Genomic DNA, 21,024 nt, shown 5'->3' with positions numbered 1-21,024 from the left:
ATAAAAATCGCGACATTATTACTCAACCGTTACCGATTTGGCAAGGTTACGTGGTTGATCCACATCAGTACCTTTTGCAACGGCAACATGATAAGCTAATAACTGCAACGGAATTGTGTACACTATAGGTGCAATCCAAGAACCGCAAGGGGAAACCTTAATTAAACGTGCTCCATTTGCTTTCCAAGTATGCGCTCCATCGACAAAAACAAACAACTGACCGCCGCGTGCACTCACTTCATGTAAATTAGACTTCAATTTATCTAAAAGCTCATCATTAGGTGCAACCGCAATAACAGGCATGTCTTCATCAACTAAAGCTAAAGGCCCATGCTTTAACTCTCCAGAAGGATAAGCTTCGGCATGAATGTATGAAATTTCTTTGAGCTTTAAAGCCCCTTCTAATGCGACAGGATATTGCACGCCACGTCCCAAAAATAGGGTATGCGCTTTATTAACAAACAAGGCCGATAACCCTTCGATTTCGTCATTCATTTGCAATACCTGCTCACAGCATCGTGGCAATTCTTGCAATTGCGCAACTACGTCTTCTGCTCGCTGATCATGACAAAGAGCCGCTGACAGCATCAAAAATGCCGCTAATTGTGTAGTAAACGCTTTCGTTGAGGCAACACCAATCTCAATGCCCGCCCGAGTTAAAAAGACACAGTCGGCTTCGCGTACTAAAGTGCTGGTCGCCACATTACAAATTGCCAGACTAGCAAGATAATTTAAAGATTTTGCTTTAGTCAATGCCGCTAGGGTATCTGCTGTTTCCCCTGACTGGGATACGGTAATAAATAGGGTATCATCAGGCACAACCACATCGCGGTAACGGTATTCGCTAGCAATCTCAACTTGCGTTGGTAAACCTGCTAAAGACTCCAACCAATATTTAGCAACTAAACCCGCATGATAACTGGTTCCACACGCAACAATATGGATTTGTTTTACTAAAGGAAATACATGAGAGGCACGTTCACCAAAGCTGGAGCGAAGTACTTCCAGGCTATTCACACGCCCTTCAACAGTATCGGTTAACACTTTGGACTGCTCAAAAATCTCTTTAAGCATAAAATGGCGATATCGCCCTTTACTCACCGTTTCTGCATCATTGCTTAACAAATGCGTTGGGCGTTCTACCGGAACTCCGGACGCATTGTAAATAGTAACTTGCTTGGCCGTAATCAAGGCACTGTCACCTTCTTCCAGATACAAGACCGATTGCGCGAATGATTTTAATGCCAAACCATCTGAGGCAATAAAATTCTCACCAATACCTAAACCAATAACCAAGGGGCTACCCTTACGCACAACAACTAGCTCATAGGGACGGTGCTGGTGGATAACGCCTAAAGCGAACGCACCATGCATTTCCATTGCTGCAGTTTGTACGGCTTCTAATAAATTTTCCGATTTGAGGTAATAATAATGAACTAAGTGTGCGGCAACTTCAGTATCAGTTTCTGATGTAAATACATAACCCTTGGCCATTAAATCCTGGCGTAAATGATCATGGTTTTCAATAATGCCGTTATGAACAAGGGCAATTTCACCATGCGATAAATGCGGGTGTGCATTCAGCTCTGAAGGTTTACCATGAGTTGCCCAACGCGTATGAGCAATTCCCGTGGTCCCAGAAATGGCTGTTTCTAACATGGCATCAGCCAGATTTTGTACCTTCCCTTGAATTCTGACGCGCTTCAGATGCGAATCACCATCAATTACCGCGATCCCTGCAGAATCATAACCACGGTACTCCAAACGTCGCAAACCTTCCAACAAAATCTTACTGATATCCCTTTCAGAAACAGCACCCATAATTCCGCACATCACCAGCTCCTCGTGTTAACACTTCATTAACGTATAATATTCCCAAAGATTCTCATCGCGCGATTGTGCTTACGCCTAAAGCGAAAAAACAGTCCACACCAAACCAAGCATTGTAAAGTATCTTGGGGATAAGTAGAAAAAAGACCAGAATTATGCCACAAACATCTCCAAAAAGAACTAAGCCTATTTAGGTCGCATGGGTAATTTTAGAACAGAATGGGAATTAATCCACAAAAAAGTAAGATTTTTAGAAGCTATTGCAACATAAAACTCAGATTAGGGTACATTTTCCCCTAACCTGAGCGCCACACCGACTTAATCCAGTGGGTTTTTACACGTTACACCATAACCGTGATACTTCATGTCCTTACACACTTCAAAGGCAAGATAAGCATGTGCGCGAGTGCTTGGATGAATCTCATCCCAGAATAAATAGCTTTCTGGTTTATCGCATACTGTGTAGTTCTTTTCACCAGCGGCAAAACTACTATCTCGATATTTCAGCACTTGGACATAGCGTAAAACAAAGTTATTGGCAAAAGGTGAATTATTGAATTCATGATACATTGGCAACTTCACATCGATACATGCATCAGTCGTGTTGGTAAATCCATAAGTTTGTGGATTATCTAAAGCCCGCTTCATGTAATCACTCATATCTACGAACATGAAATCAGAATCTGGATACAATTTTTGCCATTCTTGAATGCGTGTGCGTAAACGCTCATTGTGTTGGTCCACTGCAGCATTTAACACTTCGCGATCTGTAGTTTTTACCACCCGTGGAGTATCCCCGATATGTGGAACCCCCATGATAACAAAGCGACGTGCACCTGCTTGCATTAATTTATTTACTGAAGAACCTAAACCAGACAGAACATTATCAACATAAGTGCTCATTACTGACGTGTTGTAATTGTCTTCGAAGAATAAAACGTTAATGTAATCGTTACTTCCGGCAAACAAGAAGAATACCGTTTCATCGCTAAGCTTTTGATGCTCCATTAGGTACGCTTGTACAGTCAAACCCAGACTTGGAGGTACGAGCTTACCTACAACCAAGTTTTTAATCGTGCCGATTGGGTGACGAATTAAATTCCAAACTGTTAATTGATAGTCATAAGTGACAGCCCAGCTTCCCGCAAAAGAACGGTTTAAATAAACATCTTCATCGTTTTGATTTACAGAAATCATATTCGCTAAATATTCATTCCAAACTTTACCGTTAGAGAATCTTGAATTCCAATAAGGCTGACCAGGTAATATAGGCACTAATCTAATTTTACTCACTAAATTAGCAATATAGGGCGCAAGCTCCTTATCAAAAAACTCAGTAACTACGGCCATACCAGACTCTAAAACCATTTGTGGCACATAGTATTCATCTGCAAACTCAACCATTTTGTTTAGTACGAAGATTTTGAATGGTGCAACTAAGAATGCAGGATCATCTTCCTGACGTAGACTTTTAAGCAGGTGGGTGGTGTTACCTATATCCGACATACTGTCACCAAAAAGCACCATAGACTTTATAGGCTTAGCTGCAGCAAAACTAACGAGAGGAATGCAGAGGATTAGTGCGAAAAACCAACGAAAAACGCGGGTATAATTAACCATATTATCTCCTTATAAAATCTGTACACCAAGAATACAGACGTCCCTGATAACTTCTCCATGGCATTACTAATGCCACCATCCATTTCCATTAGAAGTTATTTGCCTTTGTATATAACAGTATGATCACTGGTTAGTTTTTGTCAACGCATTTGGTCACTTTTTAATAACACCAATAAAATAATAAATATTTTCTGTTCATACTGCAGAGATCCAGTAAATGTATGCATGCAGACATCATAAAAAACTTTGTTTGCTGTATGTGTTTTATTCATTCCTATTGATTAAATTGTGATTAGATGTTACTTTCCGGCGATTATTTTTGTTACGCCCTAGGTAGTCCAATGCAAGAAATAATCATTGCCTCCTTTTATAAATTTGTTCCTATAAATGATTATGAATCAATGCGTAAGCTATTATTGTCGCAAATGATAGCCCACAAAATTAAAGGAACCATTATATTAGCCGCCGAAGGAATTAATGGTAGCTTTGCTGGTTCTCGTGAAGAGATAGACCGTTTTTATCAACATATTCGTCAAGATACCCGTTTAGCCGATTTGCGTTTCAAAGAAACCATTGATAAAGAAAATCCTTTTGAAAAGGCCAAAATCAAATTGCGCAAAGAAATTGTTGCTATGGGCATCAACAATGTTGATCCGCTAAAAACAGTTGGTACCTACCTTTCTCCAGAAGAATGGAACGTGTTAATCCAAGATCCTGAAGTCATACTTATCGATACTCGCAATGATTATGAATATGACTTGGGTACCTTCAAAAATGCGATAAACCCCAATACTGAAAACTTTAGAAATTTTCCAGAATATGTAGAGCAGCAATTACTTGATAAAAAAGATAAAAAAATTGCCATGTTCTGCACTGGTGGTGTTCGCTGTGAAAAATCTACCGCGTATTTAAAAGATTTAGGCTTCCCTGAAGTTTACCATTTACAAGATGGGATTTTGCACTATATTGAAACCATGCCCAAAGAAAAATCACTATGGGAGGGTCAATGTTTTGTATTCGATAATCGAATGGCCGTTGACGAAGATTTAGCACGCGTTTATCCTCAGTTACCCTTAGAATATAAACATGAATACAGAAAGACAAGGAATAGTACGGGCTCTTAAATTATGACCAGTAAAAAACAACCCGATTCAACGATTGTAATGAACCGCAAAGCAGGTTTTGATTATTTTATTCAAGAACAGTTCGAGGCAGGGCTTGTACTTGAAGGTTGGGAGATCAAAAGCTTACGTGCGGGTAAAATTAATTTGTCAGATTCTCATGTGATTCTCAAATATGGGGAGGCCTTTTTACTTGGCGCCCAAATTCAACCTTTGTTAACTGCCTCAACCCATTCAATTCCTGATCCAACGCGTACGCGCAAGCTATTGTTAAATAGAAAAGAATTGAATACCCTAATTGGCAGTGTCGAGCGTCAAGGTTATACGATTATCCCCTTATCTATGTATTGGAAAAAGAATAAAATCAAACTAAAAATTGCTCTGGCCAAGGGTAAAAAAGAACATGATAAACGAGATACCATCAAAGACCGCGAGTGGAACCGAGACCGTTCACGAATTATGAAAAAGACAGGGAGAGAATAATGAATATAGGTGACTCTGTAGAAAATTTCGCATTTAGCGCAACCTCTGACCTACAAGCTCATCTCAACGATTATAAAGGACAGTATGTTGTCCTTTATTTTTACCCCAAAGACTCTACTCCAGGCTGCACTACAGAAGGCCAAGACTTCCGTGATGCCTACCCTCAATTCCAAGCCTTAAATACGCAAATCTTTGGTATTTCTCGCGACAGCATAAAATCTCATGAAAACTTTAAAGCCAAACAAAATTTCCCTTTTGAATTAATCAGTGATGCGGATGAGCAATTATGTCAGCTCTTTGATGTAATCAAGATGAAATCCATGTATGGAAAACAAGTACGAGGCATTGAGCGTAGTACCTTTATCATTGACCCTGAAGGTAAATTAGTTCATCAATGGCGTAAAGTGAGTGTGAAAGGTCATGTTGATGAAGTGTTGTACGCATTAAATCCCTAGCCGCAACTGAACCCTAAGTATAGACTAAATTTCAGCACAAAACGGTTTTAAAAATAAAAATATTGTTCTTGACTCAAGTACTTAGCCTTAGCACAATGAGAGTTAAGACAAAAGAAATTTTGTTCCTTTGCTGTAACACTGTTATAAAAAGCAGTTTTGTTTGATAACTGAGGTGAATCATGGATACTAGCAACATACAAAAAAAACTGTTTGTACTTGATACCAACATTTTAATGCACGATCCAACCGCCATTTATCATTTTGAAGAACATGATATTTATTTACCAATGGTTGTTCTAGAAGAATTAGACAGCCATAAAATGGGCACATCAGAAGTCGCACGTAACGTAAGACAAACAAACCGCATGTTAGTTGAATTGATGAGTAATGCCTCCCATGCACAAATTGCCTCCGGCTTACCCATTCCTAGCTACATTAACTCAGACAAGACCAGCAGCGGTAAACTTTATTTCCAAACGGATGAGTTTGACATAATAGTACCAACTACCTTACCCGGTCATAAAGTAGATAATACTATTTTGGCAACCGCATTAGGATTGCAAAAAAAATACAGCAAGAGCAAGCAGGTAATTATTGTCTCTAAAGACATTAACTTACGAATTAAAGCCGGAATATTGGGCATTCCCGCTGAAGATTATTACAATGACCAAGTACTTCATGATGTTAATTTATTACATCGCGGCTTACATATCTTAGAGAATGATTTCTGGGATACGCATGCCAAAGACATGGGGTCATGGCAAGAAAGTGGCAAAACTTTTTATAAAGTAGCAGGCCCATTAATTAGCCAATGGAATCCTAATGACTGTCTAAGTACCGAAGATAATCAATTCCAGGCTATAGTGAAAAAATTAGATAAAGACCAAGCGATTATCCAATTAGTACGCGATTACACGCAAGCAAAACATTCTGTCTGGGGAATTAACGCCAAGAATAGAGAACAAAACTTTACCCTGAACTTGCTGCTAGATCCTGATATTGATTTTGTTACTCTGCAAGGCCCTGCAGGCACCGGAAAAACCTTATTAACCATTGCTGCAGGCCTGACCCAAGTGCTGGATCAAAATCGCTATAATGAAATCCTCATGACGCGAGTCACTATTCCAGTAGGCGAAGACATTGGCTTTTTACCCGGAACTGAAGAAGAAAAAATGACTCCCTGGATGGGCGCATTAATGGATAACCTGGAAGTACTGCATAGTTCGCAAGTAGGTGGCAGTTTTGGGCGGAGTGCAACTCAAGATTTGTTACAAAATAAAATTAAAATACGCTCACTCAATTTCATGCGTGGCCGGACATTCTTAAACCGTTACCTCATTATTGATGAAGCACAAAACCTAACGTCCAAACAAATTAAAACTCTGGTTACTCGTGCAGGCCCAGGAACCAAAATCATTTGTCTAGGCGATATTAAGCAAATTGATACACCCTATTTAAGTGAAACCACTTCGGGTCTTACCTTTGCGGTAGACCGCTTTAAACATTGGGAACATAGTGCCCATATGAGTTTAACTCGAGGAGAGCGTTCAAGACTTGCATTTTATGCCGCAGAGCATTTATAGTATACGTTTTACGAGGATGTATCATGACTGACCAAGCCATCACTTTCGATGATGTTCTACTTGTTCCTTCTTACAACCACCACGAGTCCAGACGCGTGGTGGACACTACCAGCACCGACCGCTTAGCTAAACTCAGCCTAGAACTGCCAGTAATCAGCTCCAACATGGACACCATTACTGAAAGTAATATGGCTAATTTTATGTCTAGCAAAGGGGCAATCGGTGCGCTACACCGCTTTATGAGCGTGGAAGACAACATCAAAGAATTTCAAAAATGCACAGGAAAAGTTTTTGTTTCTATTGGCTGTACTACGGCTGAATTGGAGCGAGCAGAAGCATTGCGTGATGCTGGAGCGGATTATTTTTGTGTAGATGTGGCACATGCCCATGCAAAATATGTGGGTAAAACGCTAAAAAGTTTACGGCAAATGCTGCAAGATCGCTGCATTATGGCTGGAAATGTTGCAACTTACGCTGGCGCAGACTATTTAGCATCCTGTGGCGCAGACATTATTAAAGCAGGTATTGGTGGTGGTTCCGTTTGTAGCACGCGGATTAAAACTGGTTTTGGTGTGCCCATGCTAACCTGTATTCAAGATTGCTCACGTTCTGACCGTTCTATTGTTGCTGATGGGGGTATTAAAACCTCTGGGGATATCGTTAAGGCCCTAGCCTTTGGTGCTGATTTCGTCATGATTGGTGGTATGTTGGCAGGTACATCTCCTACTCCAGGACAAGTCATTGAAAAAGAAGATGGCACCAAGGTAAAACGTTACCGTGGTATGGCTTCCAAAGAGGCCCAAGAAAACTTTTTAGGACAAATGCATGAGTGGAAAACAGCTGAAGGCGTTGCCACTGAAGTAGCTTACAGAGAAAACGCCGATGTCATTATTGGCGACATTGTTGGTGGTTTACGATCCGGCCTAACCTATGCTGGTGCGGATACGATTAGTGAATTGCAACGTAAATTAAATTATGTAGTGGTTACCCAAGCTGGCCGTATCGAGAGCTTGCCACATAAGTTATTTGAAGTGTAAATCCATCCCATATTAAAGGGGGGTATCCCCCCCTTACCATATAAGCTTCTTTTTTTGTTCGATTTTTTAGCCAACCGAGACTCGATGAAGGCCTTTAAGCAAGATAAAACGGGCTATTCGCATACAGCAAATTTTCAATTTATTGTCCTTAAATAATCCATTTATTTGCCAAAAGCGCCTTACAAGGCAAAAATTATACTCTACACTTAATATTAATGATAATACTTACAATAAGTACGGTTATTGAGAAGGAAATTAAGATGGCAAATCCAAAAATCGCGCAGATAAATAACGCAGATCCTAATGACCCCCGTGCTATGTTAGGTGTTGGCCCAGATGCCGATAAAGCGGCTATAACCAAAGCCTGGAAAGAGATATCGCGTTCAATACATCCAGATAAAAATCTAGATGAGCAACAGGCAGCTACAGAGGCAACTCAAAAACTTAATAATGCACGAGATTTTATAATTGCAGAATTGGAAAAATTAGAACAATTGAATACGGCCTCACTGGTGAATAGTTCATCAGCTCCCTTAGCCATTACTGATGGCCCAGAAGAAAAACCCACTGCTGAAGATACGGATACACTGACTCCTCAAGATCAATATGATCAAATGATGAAGAAATTAAAAGAAAGGTTTGATGCAGATCCATCTGCAACAGTTACCAGTGCTGAATTCGATGAGGCAACAAAAGCTCATAATGCAGCTAATGATTTTGCTACTGAGGTTCTGGAAGAAAAATACTCCCAGTTAGATGGACAATATGAAGAAGCCCTGAGTAAATATGAAACCAAACGTGACCAACTTGAGACAGATTATCAGGCAAAAATAGAGGAGTTGCAGCAACGGTGGGCTGGCGAAGAAGGCATGACTTACGATGACTACAAAGCCGAACATGAAAAAATAAGCACACAATATCAGAGTGATAACGAAGCGAACTCCGAAGAATTTCAGCAAAGCCAAAATGAACATTCTGCGGGTAAAGTTAAAGCCTATGATGAGTATGTTAAGACATGTCAGGCAAATGACCAGAAACATCTAGAGCTTTCTCAACAATGGGACAAACAAATTGCCGCAGAGCAGCAAGCAGAAGCTACACGTAAAGCAGGAGCGAAGGACGATAAAGAAGAAAAAAAAGGGAATGCAGAAGATGCAAATGAGCGTATAGGCCCACCAAAAGAGCAAGATAAAGAGAAAAAGAAAGATAAAAAAGATCCGCTAATGGAGTTAGTTGATGAGCTGAACGATTTTGTCAAACAGACTAACAAGGAAATTACCGATTTTTTCAAAGATAAAGCCAGTGAGAATTGGGATAAGCTAAAAAACACCGGCCCGATGAAGACCTTAGCTGGAGCTCTTGATGAAGCGAAGCAGTTTGCTAAGGATAAGGCAGGTGATGCCTGGGATAAGCTAAGTGAGTCAGATGCAGCAAATGCATTAAGTTCAGCTAAAGAAAAAGTGTCTGGACTGAAAGAAAAAATTGGTGATGCATTTTCCCAAGTAATGAATTCGGCAGCTAATGCTATTGCATCCGGTGTACACAATGCAGTAACACCGAAAGCGAAGAAGGATGCCGACCAACCGGAACTACAGGCGCCCTCAGATGGAGTAACAACCAATACTACTGCCGAATCAAGGATAAGCCTTGCAGATCCCAAGGGGAGCATTGCTCAGAATAACACGCTAGTAACAACGCCAAAGCCTTCACCCGATACACCAAATGTGCACACTACCCCAACTAAATCTTAACCGTTGAAGGAATTTTGTTCCCATAACCCATAATTTTAAAGGGGGATATTCCCCCTTAGCTCGATTTTTTAGCAACAATAAAGCTTCTCAAAACTCATCACATCGCTTTGGACAAACCTGAAGAAACTTCTTCGGTCAGATCTGAATCCACTGAAGGAGCAGGTGCTTCGTTGCCTAGACCTTCCTGGCCATCCATCGCACTAGATAATGCGTTCATAGGTTCATCAGTCGTACTAGTTAATGAATCCATTGGAGCTTCCATATCGACGCTCGCATCGGCATCATTAAACATTTTTCCGACAGCTTCTAAAATAGCATCATCTTCATTCGCAAGCTCAGGTTCGGCATTTGCCTCGTTTAGCTCATCAATGCCGTCGTTTGCAAAGGTATCATCCGCGGTATCCTCGGGGGCCTGCGCTTGAGCATCTGCTTGGGCATCGGGAGAAGAAGAGGGCGTTGGCGAGGTAATCCCTTTAACTGCATTTGCAATGGAGTTTGCCGCCATATTCATCAATTGGGAAAAAGCACTATTAACGGTATCTTGTAAGCCTTTAACAAATTCCTTTGCATCATTTACTTCTTTAGAATCAGCGATTTTATCCACCTGTTCACCAGCTTTATCTTTGGCAAATTGGCTTAATTCGCTCATAGCGCCATTTAAGGTTTTCATGGGTTGTGTATCATTCAACTTATTCCATGCATCTTTACCTTTTTCTTTAACGAAATCCGTAATTTGATCATTCACTGCTTTAACAAAATCATTCAGCTCGTCTACGAGCTCCATCATCGGGCTTTTTTGCTTTTTCTTTTTTTCATCATCATCAGCAGCCGGTTTGGGAACTGGTGAGTTCTCTTGGGTGGCAGTGGCCTCTTCATCCTCCTCCGTAGCTTCAGCGGGGGCATTTCTCTCAGCCTCTTCGGCCATCTCTTTAGCTGCAGCCTCTTCTTCCGCCTGTTCAAACATATTAGCTACAGCTTCAAGATTAGCGTCATCCTCTTCTTGTGCCGTTTTTTCCGCAGCTTCTTTTTCTGCTTGTTCAAACATGTTGTTCATGGCTTCAAAGATTTCATCTTCTTCAACCTCTTCTTCTACTTCAGCCTCAATCAGTTCTTCATTCTCTTTTTTCACAATTTCATCTTTTCCGGTACCCATCTCATCTACCCTCGATAAACCGCCTTAATATTAAAGATAGCACACACTGTGCAACAATACCCCAGAAAGCCAAAAGAAACAGCTTCTATATTTCATTTTTGACTACTCTTAATATTGTAGATAATATCAAGATTAGCCATTTGATAAATTCTTCGGACCTATTTTTACATTAATTTTGCAATGAAGGCTCTATGAATAAAAACGATTTTCGCTATTTTCACCAAGGGAAACAAGTATATGACTTAAAAGAAGAAGATTTTTCTCTTATTAAGTCAGTGTATAATCACAGCTACAAAAATGAACGAGCACTTCTGCTCTTACATGGATTTTCATCCACTCCAGCAGTATATCGGCTGCTCATCCCCCAATTAAAAAATTATGATGCGGTTATGTGTCCAGTCCTTCCTGGGCATGGAAAAAGTATTGATGCATTATCTAAAATAACATCTGCAAATTGGATTGCTGAAGCAACTAGTGCCTGTGAAGAACTATTTAAGACCTACAAAAAAGTTGATGTAATGGGATTCTCTCTCGGTGGTTTACTTGCGTGCAAGCTAAGTGAGCGATTTGCATTTAATCATATGTTCCTTTTGGCACCCGCTTTAAAACTGAAGATGAATGTAACTTCTAGTTTAAAATTAGCCAACTTCTTACAAAGTTTAGGCTTTAAAGAATTGCGGGGTGCAGCAGGTAATTTACTTAACAATGCCCAGGCAGAAATCTCTTATAAGCGTTTGCCGCTTACGGCCATAGAAGAAATGTTTAATTTGGTTTTGCAACATCAATGGACTCCGCCGAATGCTCCCGTTGATCTTTTTTTAGGTGCTCATGATGCAGTTGTTTCTTCGGATGCGGTGGAACGTTTATTTCAGGATTTGCCTAATGTTTCCATACACTGGCTGGCAAATTCGGCGCATGTGCTACCATTGGATAATGATCTTGGGCAAATCGTTGCTTGTGTTAATGAAAAGTAATGAGTGCTATTTAAGCTGTGATCCCGTATTAAGCTGCGCTAATACGGGCTACAGGAAACCCTGGTTGCAAGCAACCAGACACATTATGGGAATTGTTTGTTATAAGGGTCAAAGTCACGTAAATTCAAACGATCCCACTCACGCATATCTAATACAGAACCATCATAGGCCATGAAGTCTTCGCGAGTATTCGGCAGATTATAGTAAAAAATATCACTGGCATCGGTTGCTAAAGTACTTTGATGATTCACTGAAGAAATTTCCGCAATCGAATGGCCATGAGTTCTTACAAAACTACGCTGTGCGCGTAAATAACGTCCTTTGAAATGCGCACGTCCCCATAACTCCACATCCAAACGATTTGCAGTACCTGCTAATTGGATGCGTGCTCTGTCTTTAGCACGAATGGTCAGACTATCACTCTTAAGCCAGTACATGCTGAACCACGCGTCGCTTTTCATATTTAGAGTTGTAATATTTGCCACCCCGGATAATTGGACTTTGGGTGAACCTTGTAGGAAGGTAATCTTTACATCGGAACTATTAACGCCACTGATCTCGGTAAACCCATTACCGGCAACCACGAGCTGATGCAAACCTATAGAACCTCCTAGCCGTGTGGTTCCGCTATTGGCAATGAAGAGATCCAACGAGCCCGTACGTAATTGACTGCCCGTAATTGTTCCCTCTCCCTTAAAGCTAAAGCGAGCGAGATACGGTCCTTGAATGTCGGCATGGACAGCCCCATGATGTGGAAATCCTTTGCCTAAAACGACGTGAAGCGTATTTAAGGATACGAACACCTTTACTTGCTCTAAATCACGAGGATCTCCTCTTAACACAACTTGAGGTTTACGATAACCTGTATGCAGCGTTAGATTGATTTGCCCTTGAGCCTCCACCTGAGAAAAACCAGGTACGGGTTTATATTGGGTTGTACTCTTATAAATTGTCGGCTGAACAGCCACCGGGGTTCTTTTAACGCCATGATGGGCACAAGATGCCAATAAAAAAGCAATTAAAATCAATGAACCATACCGCTTTAACATAATCATCATTCCTGGATTTATAATCCCTCTACATTAGAGGAAGTTCTCTCAATGTGCAAGGCGATAAATTCGCTTAAATCTAGAATTTTGTTACTGTTTTTTCTGAGGAGCTATTGTCATTCGCCATCCCGCACATCACGCGGAATGACGGTGTATTCCGTGCTAACCTATATTAACCCTTTTTTCCCCAGTCCAAGAAAAAAAAGCACCCTTGGTAAAATCAGAAATTTTTACGTTTGCAGGGCAAGAATCATGGTAATGGTAATTAGGTGCCCTATCAATTAAGGACTCTAAAGGCTCATCGAAAGGAATTAATGCGGGGAGTTCAATATAAATATCGACTAATATGCCACGCTTACATCCTAAATAAACTTTACCTGCGTTTTTGCTACCCAAAGATTCATCAAGCCTTTTGCGTAATGACACTCGACTTACGGTTTTACCGGAATTTTCTGTTATATAATTTCCAAAAGCCGATTGGTCCATCTCGCTGGCCAATCTCATAGCCAGGGCAAAATATTGATCGGCTACTAAAGCCTGACAACTTCCATGTTTGTTCCATTCGTGGCGCTCCAAACAACTCCCATACTTATAACTAGGCATCATTGTTTGTAAGTTTTCAGCCACATCGGTCGATAAATCAAGGGGAGCATAATCACAATGATTATTGCGTTGCGAAACGCCACAAAAACCATAACTTTGTCCACAAGCATTCTGATTGGGCCATAAACCATGTAAGGTGAGATGACGCGCTTGATAAGAATCTTTAGATAAATGGGTGCATTCAGGCTTACCAGCCTCATAACCGTAGGTTTGGCAAAACCCAGGTTGGGAACTAAGAGCTAAAACATTGGAATCAGAAAGCCCGGCGTTCATATCGCAACCACCTGCGGCATTCACGCTCAATGAAACAAAAAACAAGCAGGAAACGCTAGATTTTATCATTGCTTACCCTCCGAAAGAGCTTGATGCAGCAATTATACATAAGACTTATCTGAAAGCCAGCCTTTCTTAAATCAAACTAACCTTATGATTTTTAATGATAAAATTTTGAACTAGGGGTGCTAAATAGTGGCAAAATTTAAATTACCGCGGCCAAGCCACGGTAATTCGGTCGTCGATACTTGGTTGCAAGCAACCAGGATTTTTAAGATCAAAGCGTAGGACGAATATCTCCATCAAGACAAGAATCATCTTCAGCCGCTAAGGTTTGAGCTTCGTACGTTAAAACAGCAGCTTTGCTTTTAAAGAATGCATGATAATCCTTAGATGACTTATCTTCCTGAAGTAGAGCGCAAAACCCATTATATTCATTTACATCAAAGGGTTTTACCTTCAGCATTTCTGCATCAGGAGTAAATGAGGCGTTAATTAACAAATTAGAAGCCATTGCCAAAGCAAGTCCTCCGGCAAGTGCAGCTAAGCCAATACCCAGCGGCATAAATACCAAACAAGAAAAAATTGCTGCAGGTATAAATGCTTCCAAGATGATGGAACGGATTAAATGGGCTATCTGTAAACTAACCGTTTGTTGTTGATACTCTGTTTTTGCATCCAGTCTTTTTATTTCTAAAAATAGCAATTTCTTTGCATCATCAGGAAACTTTAGTTTTTTAAGAAATACTTGCTTCTTCAATAAGTTTACCTGCACCATAAAGTTGTCTTCATTATTTTGTAAAGCAGATTTCGTCTTATGGATTTCGATACCACTCTGAACGGCATTATTTATAACGGTCATTGCAAAACAAACCACCGCACCAACCACGCCAAGCGTAGAAGCCAAGCCAGCAGCAATCGGAACAAAAGGCATTGTCATCACCACAAATGCAGCCATTAAGCCTGCAGCATAGGCAATATTGGTGTACAAACCAATTTTTTGTAGAGCCCAATTGCTAATACACTCTTTTTTATCACGTTCTAAGGCATTTTTTTGCATTTCCAGTTGCAGCATTTGGGCCTTACTTTCGTCGTCATCACCAATTAGTTTTTTTATTTCTGCATCTAATAATCCAATATCATGCTCATATTGTTGGATTTGCGCTTTATGCAGGGTTTGTTGCTCTGCAAAGTCCCAAAGTGCCACACTTGTATCGAATAATAACAAAACGACGGTCAGAGCATCTCCCGCAGTTCCCAATACGCCTTTACCAGTCAACCAAAAGAAGCACAGTAAATTCGCAGTTGCCCATAGCGAGTCATTCAACAACGTAAATTTACGTTGCGTCCATTGAGTGCTAAAACGGTTAAACAATCCCTCATCAATTTCATCTTGGCTCATCCAAGGATGCTGAACCGTATGTTTAAGCAATAAAAAGAAATTCATTGAAAAACGGAAATAATATAAGCCCCAACTTAAACAGCCGGTGTAAGGATCTGGAATTTTAACTATCTCTCCAGCTTGTACTGCGTTACGAAAACCTTCAGGCACCAAGCTCAGCATAGTTTTTAAAAATGAAGATCCCCATACCCAATACAAACGCTTGCCGTTTAAGGCACCGACATACTCTCTAATGGTTTTACATTTTCCAGAATCAACTAATTGTTGAGCAAATTCTTTACCCAACATGATCCCTAAGTATTTGACAGGCTTACCATCCGAAAAATGAGCTTGCTCTGGTGCTTTATCAATGCGCTCTTGCCAAGCTGGATTGAGTTTATCCAACATGGTTTCACATTTTTTGATCTGCTCGATATATTCCGCTCTATTTTCAGTTTTTTGATGTCGTAACTCATACTCTTTTTGTGTGAGTAGCAATAAATAGGCTACTTGCAGATCATGGGTTCGTTGAGCTTTTTGTTCTGGACTCATATACGAAATCAAAATTTCATCCGTATCTGCTAAAATACCCGCATAAAAACTTAAGGGAGTAAGAAAGCCACCATCGACAGAATAGAGATTATTTTTAAGTAACTCTTCGTGGTGACGTTTCAGCAATTCTTCATGGCGTAACTTATTCTTCGCATTAAGCGAATCGATAAGATAGGATTGAAGAATTCCGCTGCTTGTTATCATAATGTCACCTCTAAAGTTAAGATATTACTTGGCGACTCATTCTTTCTTTTAATAATAGTAGTAAAAAAAATAAGTATGCTCTTTTTTATAACATAGCAATCATTTTGGCCACAAGCGAATCCTGCATCGATTTACACATTTGATACTAAAATTTGCGCTATCTTTCATATATTAGGCATAAAACATTCAAGTGCTTAAGAAAAGTCAACCACTTTTTGTGAACTATGGTAAAATTACCAGCAATGACCCAACCTGTTCGAGAATGCATATTATGAAAAAAGCGGTTGTACTGTTATCAGGCGGCTTAGATTCAACAACCTGCCTTGCTCTAGCTAAATCACTGAATTTTGAATGTCACGCGATGAGTTTTTCCTATGGACAAAGACATACCACTGAACTACTGGCTGCAACGCGTATAGCCCAACATTATCAAGTAGCAAGCCATAAAATTGTTAATTTGGACACGGAGTTATTTCGTCATTCCGCCTTAACGGACTCCTCACTTGAGGTTCCCAACTTCCAAGATAGCTCAGAAATTCCGGTTACCTATGTTCCTGCACGCAATACTATTTTCTTAGCAATGGCGTTGGGCTTTGCCGAATCAATTGGCGCCCGAGATATTTACATTGGTGCAAGCTCTGTAGACTATTCTCATTATCCAGATTGTCGCCCCGAATTTATCGCCGCTTTTCAAACTTTAGCCAATTTAGCAACTAAAGCAGGGGTCAACGGTGACTCATTTACGATCCATACCCCCTTACAGCATTTAAGTAAAATTAAAACTATTGAGTTAGGCTTAGGTTTGGGAGTAGATTACAGTTTGACGGTTTCCTGTTATCAAGCAGATGATGCAGGCCAAGCCTGTGGCCATTGCGATAGTTGTACTTTTAGAAAACGAGGTTTCGCTGGTGCCAATGTCAGTGACCCGACACGATATCAATAGCCTAGAGCTATTTACGTATTACACTGACATATGAGCTAGGGCTAGCGTTGGATTTACACTTTTGTTACAACAAATTGAACATTTTTGATTCACGACGTTACGAATCGTTGTTATGATTTGTGACGATTTATAACTATCATGGAGTGAATATATGGGACGATTAAAAAACTTTGCCATTGGCGCAGTAGAACTTCCGGGAACTATATTATTTGGTATAACTAAATTAGTCTTTGGCGCTAGTGAAAAATATAAAGACGGTAACATTAAAAAAGACAAAGAAGGGAAACCAATCGAATTTCCTGGGCTTTTAGGCTTGGTTTTAAAAGGTATCGGGGCATTAGGAAGAGGAATCTCTAGTTTTATTGAAAATCATAAAGCAGCAATATCTACCGCTTTTTGGGCATCGTTAGCTGTTGGTGGTGCCGTTGGTTTAACACTGTACTTATGGCCTGCAGCTCTAACATTCATAGCTGATTATGCCATTTATGGCTATTCCATTGCAGGTATTGTTGGTGCCGATCCACTACTACAAATGGGCTTTGCTGCTAGTTTAGCTTTTGCTGCGACCTCAGTAGCGTCTTATGTGGGTGCATCCGTGGTTAATTTTATCTCTGCGATTAAAAAGGCGTGTAACCCTCAACCTGAAGTTCCAGAGGAGAGCACCCAAGAAGAACAACAAACGCTAGCAAATGGTAGCCCAAGACTGATGACTCGTTTAACTGCCAATCCAACCGCCCCAAAGCAAATGTCAACTGTAGAGCCTGCGCATACTCCTTCGCTCTATCAAAACGCTAAAGTAGAGGCAGAAGATCCTGGCCTAGATACTGGCAATACACTACAAGTTGTCTAATACTATAACAAACTATTCACTTAAAACGCGGCTCTAGCCGCGTTTTTTATTCTCCCCCAGTTTACTTGCAGCATTTAATCCCTATTTGCGTTATAATCGGGCGTTTTATACCTACGACATATTTATGGGTGATGAGGAGTCATTGAGCATGTCAATAAACCATACAGAACGTAAAATGGTAGTCACTAGTGCCCTTCCCTATGCAAATGGACATCTGCATTTAGGGCATTTGGTAGAACATATTCAAACCGATGTCTGGGTGCGTACGCACAAAATGTTAGGTATTCAATGTATCAGTGTCTGCGGCGATGATGCACATGGCACCCCAATTATGTTAAAAGCAGAACAAATGGGCATTACTCCTGAAGCCCTCACTGCAGAAATTAAATTAAGCCACGAGCATGATTTTAAGCGTTTTGCTATCGATTATGACTGTTATCATACGACCCATTCCCCTGAAAATCAGGCATTAGCTTCTGCTATTTATGAAAAACTACAGGCAAGTGGCAGCATTGTTAAAAAAACGATTCGCCAAGCCTTTGACCCGCTGAAACAAATGTTCCTGCCAGACCGATATGTAAAAGGAACGTGCCCTAAGTGCGGTGCGAAGGATCAATATGGTGATAACTGTGAGGTTTGTGGCTCTACTTATTCACCAACGGATCTCCTTGATGCGGTATCGGCAATCTCAGGAGCCAAACCCATCGAGAAAGACTCAGAACATTATTTTTTTGATTTACCTCGTTTTGAAAGCTTACTAAAAGACTGGACACGCAATGGGCACCTACAAACTGAGGTAGCGAACAAACTCGATGAGTGGTTTGCTGCGGGTTTAAAACAATGGGATATTTCTCGAGATGCTCCTTATTTTGGCTTCCCTATTCCTGGAACCACGGATAAATATTTTTATGTTTGGCTAGATGCTCCTATAGGCTATATGGCCAGTTTCAAAAAATACTGCGATGAGCAAGGCATTTCTTTTGCTGAATTCTGGGATAAAGATTCTAAAACCGAATTATATCATTTCGTAGGGAAAGATATTGTTTATTTCCATGCCTTATTCTGGCCTGCAATGCTTGCTGCCAGCGATCATCGTCTGCCTACGGCGGTATATACCCATGGCTTTTTAACCGTTGATGGGCAAAAGATGTCTAAATCTCGAGGAACTTTCCTTGAAGCACGCACCTATTTGGATCATCTACATCCTGAGTATTTGCGTTACTATTTTGCGGCAAAACTCAATGGTCGCGTTGACGATTTGGATTTGAATTTTGAAGATTTCACCAACCGTATTAATGCTGACCTAGTGGGCAAAGTAGTAAATATCGCCAGCCGTTGTGCCGGTTTTATTAATAAACGCTTTGAAAACCGTTTAAGTAATACCCTAAGCGAGCCGCAATTATATGCGGAATTATTGGAAATGCGCCCAGCCATTATTGATGCCTATGTAACGCGTGATTATGCACGCGCCATTCGCCTCATTATGGATTGCGCAGATAAAGTAAACCAATACATTGATACGCATAAACCCTGGGTACTGGCTAAAGAAGAAGGGCGTTTGCCAGAAGTTCAAGATATTTGCACCATGGGCATTAATTTATTCCGCGTGCTAATGACCTATTTGAAACCCGTATTACCGATGATGGCGCAAGCTGCAGAACAATTTTTAAATTGCGAACCATTAACTTGGACAGCAATCGATGCCCCCTTGTTAAATCATCAGCTTAACCAATTCCAACCATTAATAACTCGTGTTGAAAAAGAAAAAATAGACGCCATGCTCGAGCAATCTAAACAGGTGACTAATGCCCTCAGTTAAAGAAATCGATGCTCTATTGCCACAGACTCAATGTGGCGAGTGCAATTATTCGGGATGCTTGCCTTATGCCGAAGCGTTGGCGCAAGGCAGCGCTACGATTAATAAATGCCCTCCTGGTGGGGTGAAAACGGTTAAGGCGTTAGCCGCCTTACTAAATCTTGATGCAAGCCCCTATCTTGATGAAGCGATAGCAAATACCCGAGAACCATCCGTAGCTGTTATACGTGAAGCGGATTGCATCGGTTGTACGAAATGTATTAAAGCCTGCCCTGTAGATGCCATTATTGGAAGCGGCAAATTAATGCATGCCATCATTAGTCATGAGTGTACTGGTTGTGGTTTATGCGTAACCCCCTGTCCTGTGGACTGTATTGAAATGCTAACGCTACCAGAACCGAGTTATGATAAAGATTTGGCTCGTCAGCGCTTTAATGACAAACAAACGCGCTTATTACGTGATGAGCATCAAAAGCAACAGGCTTATCGAGAAAAACGACTGTTAACAAAAAACTCGGCCAATCAATCGCAAGACATTAAAGCCAAACAAGATTATATTCAACAAGCCCTGGCCCGCGTTAAGGCAAAAAAGACGCATGAATAAACAAAAGATTCGAGAAATTTTTACTCGTTTTCGTGAACAAAATCCTCACCCAACTACAGAGTTAGTTTATCACTCACCCTTTGAGCTATTAATTGCCGTTATTCTTTCAGCCCAAGCAACAGATGTCAGCGTCAATAAAGCTACTGCAAAATTATTTCCAGTAGCGAATACACCTCAGGGCATTTTAAATTTAGGTTTGGACCAATTAAAAGAATATGTTAAATCAATTGGCCTTTATAATAGTAAAGCGCAAAATATCATCAAGACCTGTGCCTTATTAATTCAGCATCATCATGGAGAAGTTCCAAGAGAACGCGAAGCACTCGAAGCCTTACCAGGTGTTGGGCGTAAAACAGCAAATGTGGTATTGAATACCGCTTTTGGCGAACCAACGATGGCTGTAGATACTCATATATTTCGTGTCGCCAATCGTATTGGCATTGCTAAAGGTAAAACTCCTCTAGCGGTTGAGCATGGGCTAATCAAAAACATACCCGCAGAATTTTTACAGGATGCCCATCATTGGTTAATTTTGCATGGGCGTTATGTATGTACTGCACGCGCACCTAAGTGCAGCACCTGCCTTATCCAAGACCTATGTGAATTTACCGATAAAAACCTCCCATAAATGCTCAGAAAAAAACCTTACTGGAAAGATATCCCTCCATTGTTCGTGAAATTTCTACACTATGTAAAAATGATTGTTTAAGGGTATAGCATTCCTCAATTTTTGCCCCTAGAA

The 21,024-nt window shown here is 40.6% G+C and carries 18 protein-coding genes; 12 read left to right on the top strand and 6 right to left on the bottom strand.

Annotation, left to right across the window (positions count from 1 at the left end; all coding sequences use genetic code 11):
- Positions 1–18: 18 nt before the first annotated feature.
- Both glmS and plaC read right to left on the bottom strand, forming a co-directional pair.
- Positions 19–1,833 (bottom strand): glutamine--fructose-6-phosphate transaminase (isomerizing), encoded by a 1,815-nt coding sequence (gene glmS / locus J2N86_RS00890; RefSeq protein ID WP_252580327.1) that lies wholly within the window; start codon positions 1,831–1,833, stop codon positions 19–21.
- A 315-nt stretch (positions 1,834–2,148) separates the two neighbouring features.
- Positions 2,149–3,450: a lysophospholipase/glycerophospholipid:cholesterol acyltransferase PlaC gene (gene plaC, locus J2N86_RS00885; protein ID WP_252580326.1), complete on the bottom strand. Its 1,302-nt coding sequence runs from the start codon at positions 3,448–3,450 to the stop codon at positions 2,149–2,151.
- 341 nt (positions 3,451–3,791) lie between these two features.
- Here plaC and trhO point away from each other — a divergent pair, with 341 nt between their 5' ends.
- The 6 genes from trhO to J2N86_RS00855 all read left to right on the top strand — a co-directional run bounded on the left by trhO (position 3,792) and on the right by J2N86_RS00855 (position 9,880).
- Positions 3,792–4,574, top strand: coding sequence for an oxygen-dependent tRNA uridine(34) hydroxylase TrhO (gene trhO / locus J2N86_RS00880; protein WP_252580325.1), 783 nt, complete (start codon positions 3,792–3,794; stop codon positions 4,572–4,574).
- 3 nt (positions 4,575–4,577) lie between these two features.
- Positions 4,578–5,054, top strand: a complete 477-nt coding sequence (smpB, locus tag J2N86_RS00875; RefSeq protein WP_252580324.1) for an SsrA-binding protein SmpB — start codon at positions 4,578–4,580, stop codon at positions 5,052–5,054.
- Positions 5,054–5,509, top strand: coding sequence for a peroxiredoxin (locus J2N86_RS00870; protein ID WP_252580323.1), 456 nt, complete (start codon positions 5,054–5,056; stop codon positions 5,507–5,509). Before smpB ends, J2N86_RS00870 begins: the two co-directional genes overlap by 1 nt.
- Positions 5,510–5,688: 179 nt before the next feature.
- Positions 5,689–7,092, top strand: a complete 1,404-nt coding sequence (locus tag J2N86_RS00865; RefSeq protein WP_252580322.1) for a PhoH family protein — start codon at positions 5,689–5,691, stop codon at positions 7,090–7,092.
- Positions 7,093–7,115: 23 nt separating this feature from the next.
- Positions 7,116–8,129, top strand: a complete 1,014-nt coding sequence (locus J2N86_RS00860) for a guanosine monophosphate reductase (protein ID WP_252580321.1) — start codon at positions 7,116–7,118, stop codon at positions 8,127–8,129.
- Positions 8,130–8,389: 260 nt separating this feature from the next.
- A complete protein-coding gene (locus tag J2N86_RS00855; protein WP_252580320.1) occupies positions 8,390–9,880 on the top strand; it encodes a J domain-containing protein in 1,491 nt (496 codons plus the stop codon).
- 97 nt (positions 9,881–9,977) lie between these two features.
- Here J2N86_RS00855 and J2N86_RS00850 read toward each other — a convergent pair whose 3' ends face one another.
- On the bottom strand, positions 9,978–11,033 hold the full coding sequence (locus J2N86_RS00850) for a hypothetical protein (RefSeq protein WP_252580319.1): 1,056 nt from the start codon (positions 11,031–11,033) through the stop codon (positions 9,978–9,980).
- Between the two features lie 191 nt (positions 11,034–11,224).
- On the opposite strand from J2N86_RS00850, the gene J2N86_RS00845 reads away from it, so the two are divergent.
- Complete coding sequence (locus J2N86_RS00845) at positions 11,225–12,007, top strand: alpha/beta hydrolase (RefSeq protein ID WP_252580318.1); 783 nt, start codon at positions 11,225–11,227, stop codon at positions 12,005–12,007.
- 83 nt (positions 12,008–12,090) lie between these two features.
- On the opposite strand, the gene J2N86_RS00840 is transcribed toward J2N86_RS00845, so the two are convergent.
- From J2N86_RS00840 to J2N86_RS00830, 3 genes are all read right to left on the bottom strand, one after another.
- The gene (locus J2N86_RS00840; RefSeq protein WP_252580317.1) at positions 12,091–13,056 is read right to left on the bottom strand and encodes a GIN domain-containing protein; all 966 of its coding nucleotides are present in this window, start codon (positions 13,054–13,056) and stop codon (positions 12,091–12,093) included.
- 162 nt (positions 13,057–13,218) lie between these two features.
- Entirely contained in the window at positions 13,219–14,001 is a 783-nt protein-coding gene (locus tag J2N86_RS00835; protein WP_252580316.1) for a ribonuclease T2 family protein, read from the bottom strand.
- A 208-nt stretch (positions 14,002–14,209) separates the two neighbouring features.
- The gene (locus J2N86_RS00830) at positions 14,210–16,069 is read right to left on the bottom strand and encodes a hypothetical protein (protein ID WP_252580315.1); all 1,860 of its coding nucleotides are present in this window, start codon (positions 16,067–16,069) and stop codon (positions 14,210–14,212) included.
- Positions 16,070–16,340: 271 nt separating this feature from the next.
- Between J2N86_RS00830 and queC the strand changes: the two genes are divergently transcribed.
- The 5 genes from queC to nth all read left to right on the top strand — a co-directional run bounded on the left by queC (position 16,341) and on the right by nth (position 20,910).
- Positions 16,341–17,012, top strand: coding sequence for a 7-cyano-7-deazaguanine synthase QueC (gene queC, locus J2N86_RS00825; RefSeq protein WP_252580314.1), 672 nt, complete (start codon positions 16,341–16,343; stop codon positions 17,010–17,012).
- Positions 17,013–17,163: 151 nt separating this feature from the next.
- Positions 17,164–17,862, top strand: a complete 699-nt coding sequence (locus J2N86_RS00820; RefSeq protein WP_252580313.1) for a hypothetical protein — start codon at positions 17,164–17,166, stop codon at positions 17,860–17,862.
- Positions 17,863–18,037: 175 nt separating this feature from the next.
- Positions 18,038–19,681 (top strand): methionine--tRNA ligase, encoded by a 1,644-nt coding sequence (metG, locus tag J2N86_RS00815; RefSeq protein WP_407658998.1) that lies wholly within the window; start codon positions 18,038–18,040, stop codon positions 19,679–19,681.
- Complete coding sequence (locus tag J2N86_RS00810) at positions 19,668–20,282, top strand: RnfABCDGE type electron transport complex subunit B (protein ID WP_252580311.1); 615 nt, start codon at positions 19,668–19,670, stop codon at positions 20,280–20,282. Before metG ends, J2N86_RS00810 begins: the two co-directional genes overlap by 14 nt.
- A complete protein-coding gene (gene nth / locus J2N86_RS00805) occupies positions 20,275–20,910 on the top strand; it encodes an endonuclease III (protein ID WP_252580310.1) in 636 nt (211 codons plus the stop codon). Before J2N86_RS00810 ends, nth begins: the two co-directional genes overlap by 8 nt.
- Positions 20,911–21,024 lie beyond the last annotated feature (114 nt).

This window comes from Legionella lytica (assembly GCF_023921225.1).
In the GTDB taxonomy this organism is placed as follows: domain Bacteria; phylum Pseudomonadota; class Gammaproteobacteria; order Legionellales; family Legionellaceae; genus Legionella; species Legionella lytica.
The sequence above is the reverse complement of the archived record's forward strand: the minus strand, read 5'-3'. Positions and strand labels throughout refer to the sequence as shown.

What these genes read in the sequence shown, in the direction of transcription:
- trhO (WP_252580325.1), top strand. Translation starts at nt 3,792, where the DNA reads ATGCAAGAAATAATCATTGCCTCCTTTTATAAATTTGTTCCTATAAAT.
- J2N86_RS00830 (WP_252580315.1), bottom strand. Translation starts at nt 16,069, where the DNA reads ATGATAACAAGCAGCGGAATTCTTCAATCCTATCTTATCGATTCGCTT.
- J2N86_RS00865 (WP_252580322.1), top strand. Translation starts at nt 5,689, where the DNA reads ATGGATACTAGCAACATACAAAAAAAACTGTTTGTACTTGATACCAAC.
- J2N86_RS00855 (WP_252580320.1), top strand. Translation starts at nt 8,390, where the DNA reads ATGGCAAATCCAAAAATCGCGCAGATAAATAACGCAGATCCTAATGAC.
- plaC (WP_252580326.1), bottom strand. Translation starts at nt 3,450, where the DNA reads ATGGTTAATTATACCCGCGTTTTTCGTTGGTTTTTCGCACTAATCCTC.
- J2N86_RS00845 (WP_252580318.1), top strand. Translation starts at nt 11,225, where the DNA reads ATGAATAAAAACGATTTTCGCTATTTTCACCAAGGGAAACAAGTATAT.
- J2N86_RS00840 (WP_252580317.1), bottom strand. Translation starts at nt 13,056, where the DNA reads ATGTTAAAGCGGTATGGTTCATTGATTTTAATTGCTTTTTTATTGGCA.
- J2N86_RS00870 (WP_252580323.1), top strand. Translation starts at nt 5,054, where the DNA reads ATGAATATAGGTGACTCTGTAGAAAATTTCGCATTTAGCGCAACCTCT.
- nth (WP_252580310.1), top strand. Translation starts at nt 20,275, where the DNA reads ATGAATAAACAAAAGATTCGAGAAATTTTTACTCGTTTTCGTGAACAA.
- smpB (WP_252580324.1), top strand. Translation starts at nt 4,578, where the DNA reads ATGACCAGTAAAAAACAACCCGATTCAACGATTGTAATGAACCGCAAA.
- J2N86_RS00835 (WP_252580316.1), bottom strand. Translation starts at nt 14,001, where the DNA reads ATGATAAAATCTAGCGTTTCCTGCTTGTTTTTTGTTTCATTGAGCGTG.
- metG (WP_407658998.1), top strand. Translation starts at nt 18,038, where the DNA reads ATGGTAGTCACTAGTGCCCTTCCCTATGCAAATGGACATCTGCATTTA.
- J2N86_RS00810 (WP_252580311.1), top strand. Translation starts at nt 19,668, where the DNA reads ATGCCCTCAGTTAAAGAAATCGATGCTCTATTGCCACAGACTCAATGT.
- J2N86_RS00850 (WP_252580319.1), bottom strand. Translation starts at nt 11,033, where the DNA reads ATGGGTACCGGAAAAGATGAAATTGTGAAAAAAGAGAATGAAGAACTG.
- J2N86_RS00820 (WP_252580313.1), top strand. Translation starts at nt 17,164, where the DNA reads ATGGGACGATTAAAAAACTTTGCCATTGGCGCAGTAGAACTTCCGGGA.
- J2N86_RS00860 (WP_252580321.1), top strand. Translation starts at nt 7,116, where the DNA reads ATGACTGACCAAGCCATCACTTTCGATGATGTTCTACTTGTTCCTTCT.
- glmS (WP_252580327.1), bottom strand. Translation starts at nt 1,833, where the DNA reads ATGTGCGGAATTATGGGTGCTGTTTCTGAAAGGGATATCAGTAAGATT.
- queC (WP_252580314.1), top strand. Translation starts at nt 16,341, where the DNA reads ATGAAAAAAGCGGTTGTACTGTTATCAGGCGGCTTAGATTCAACAACC.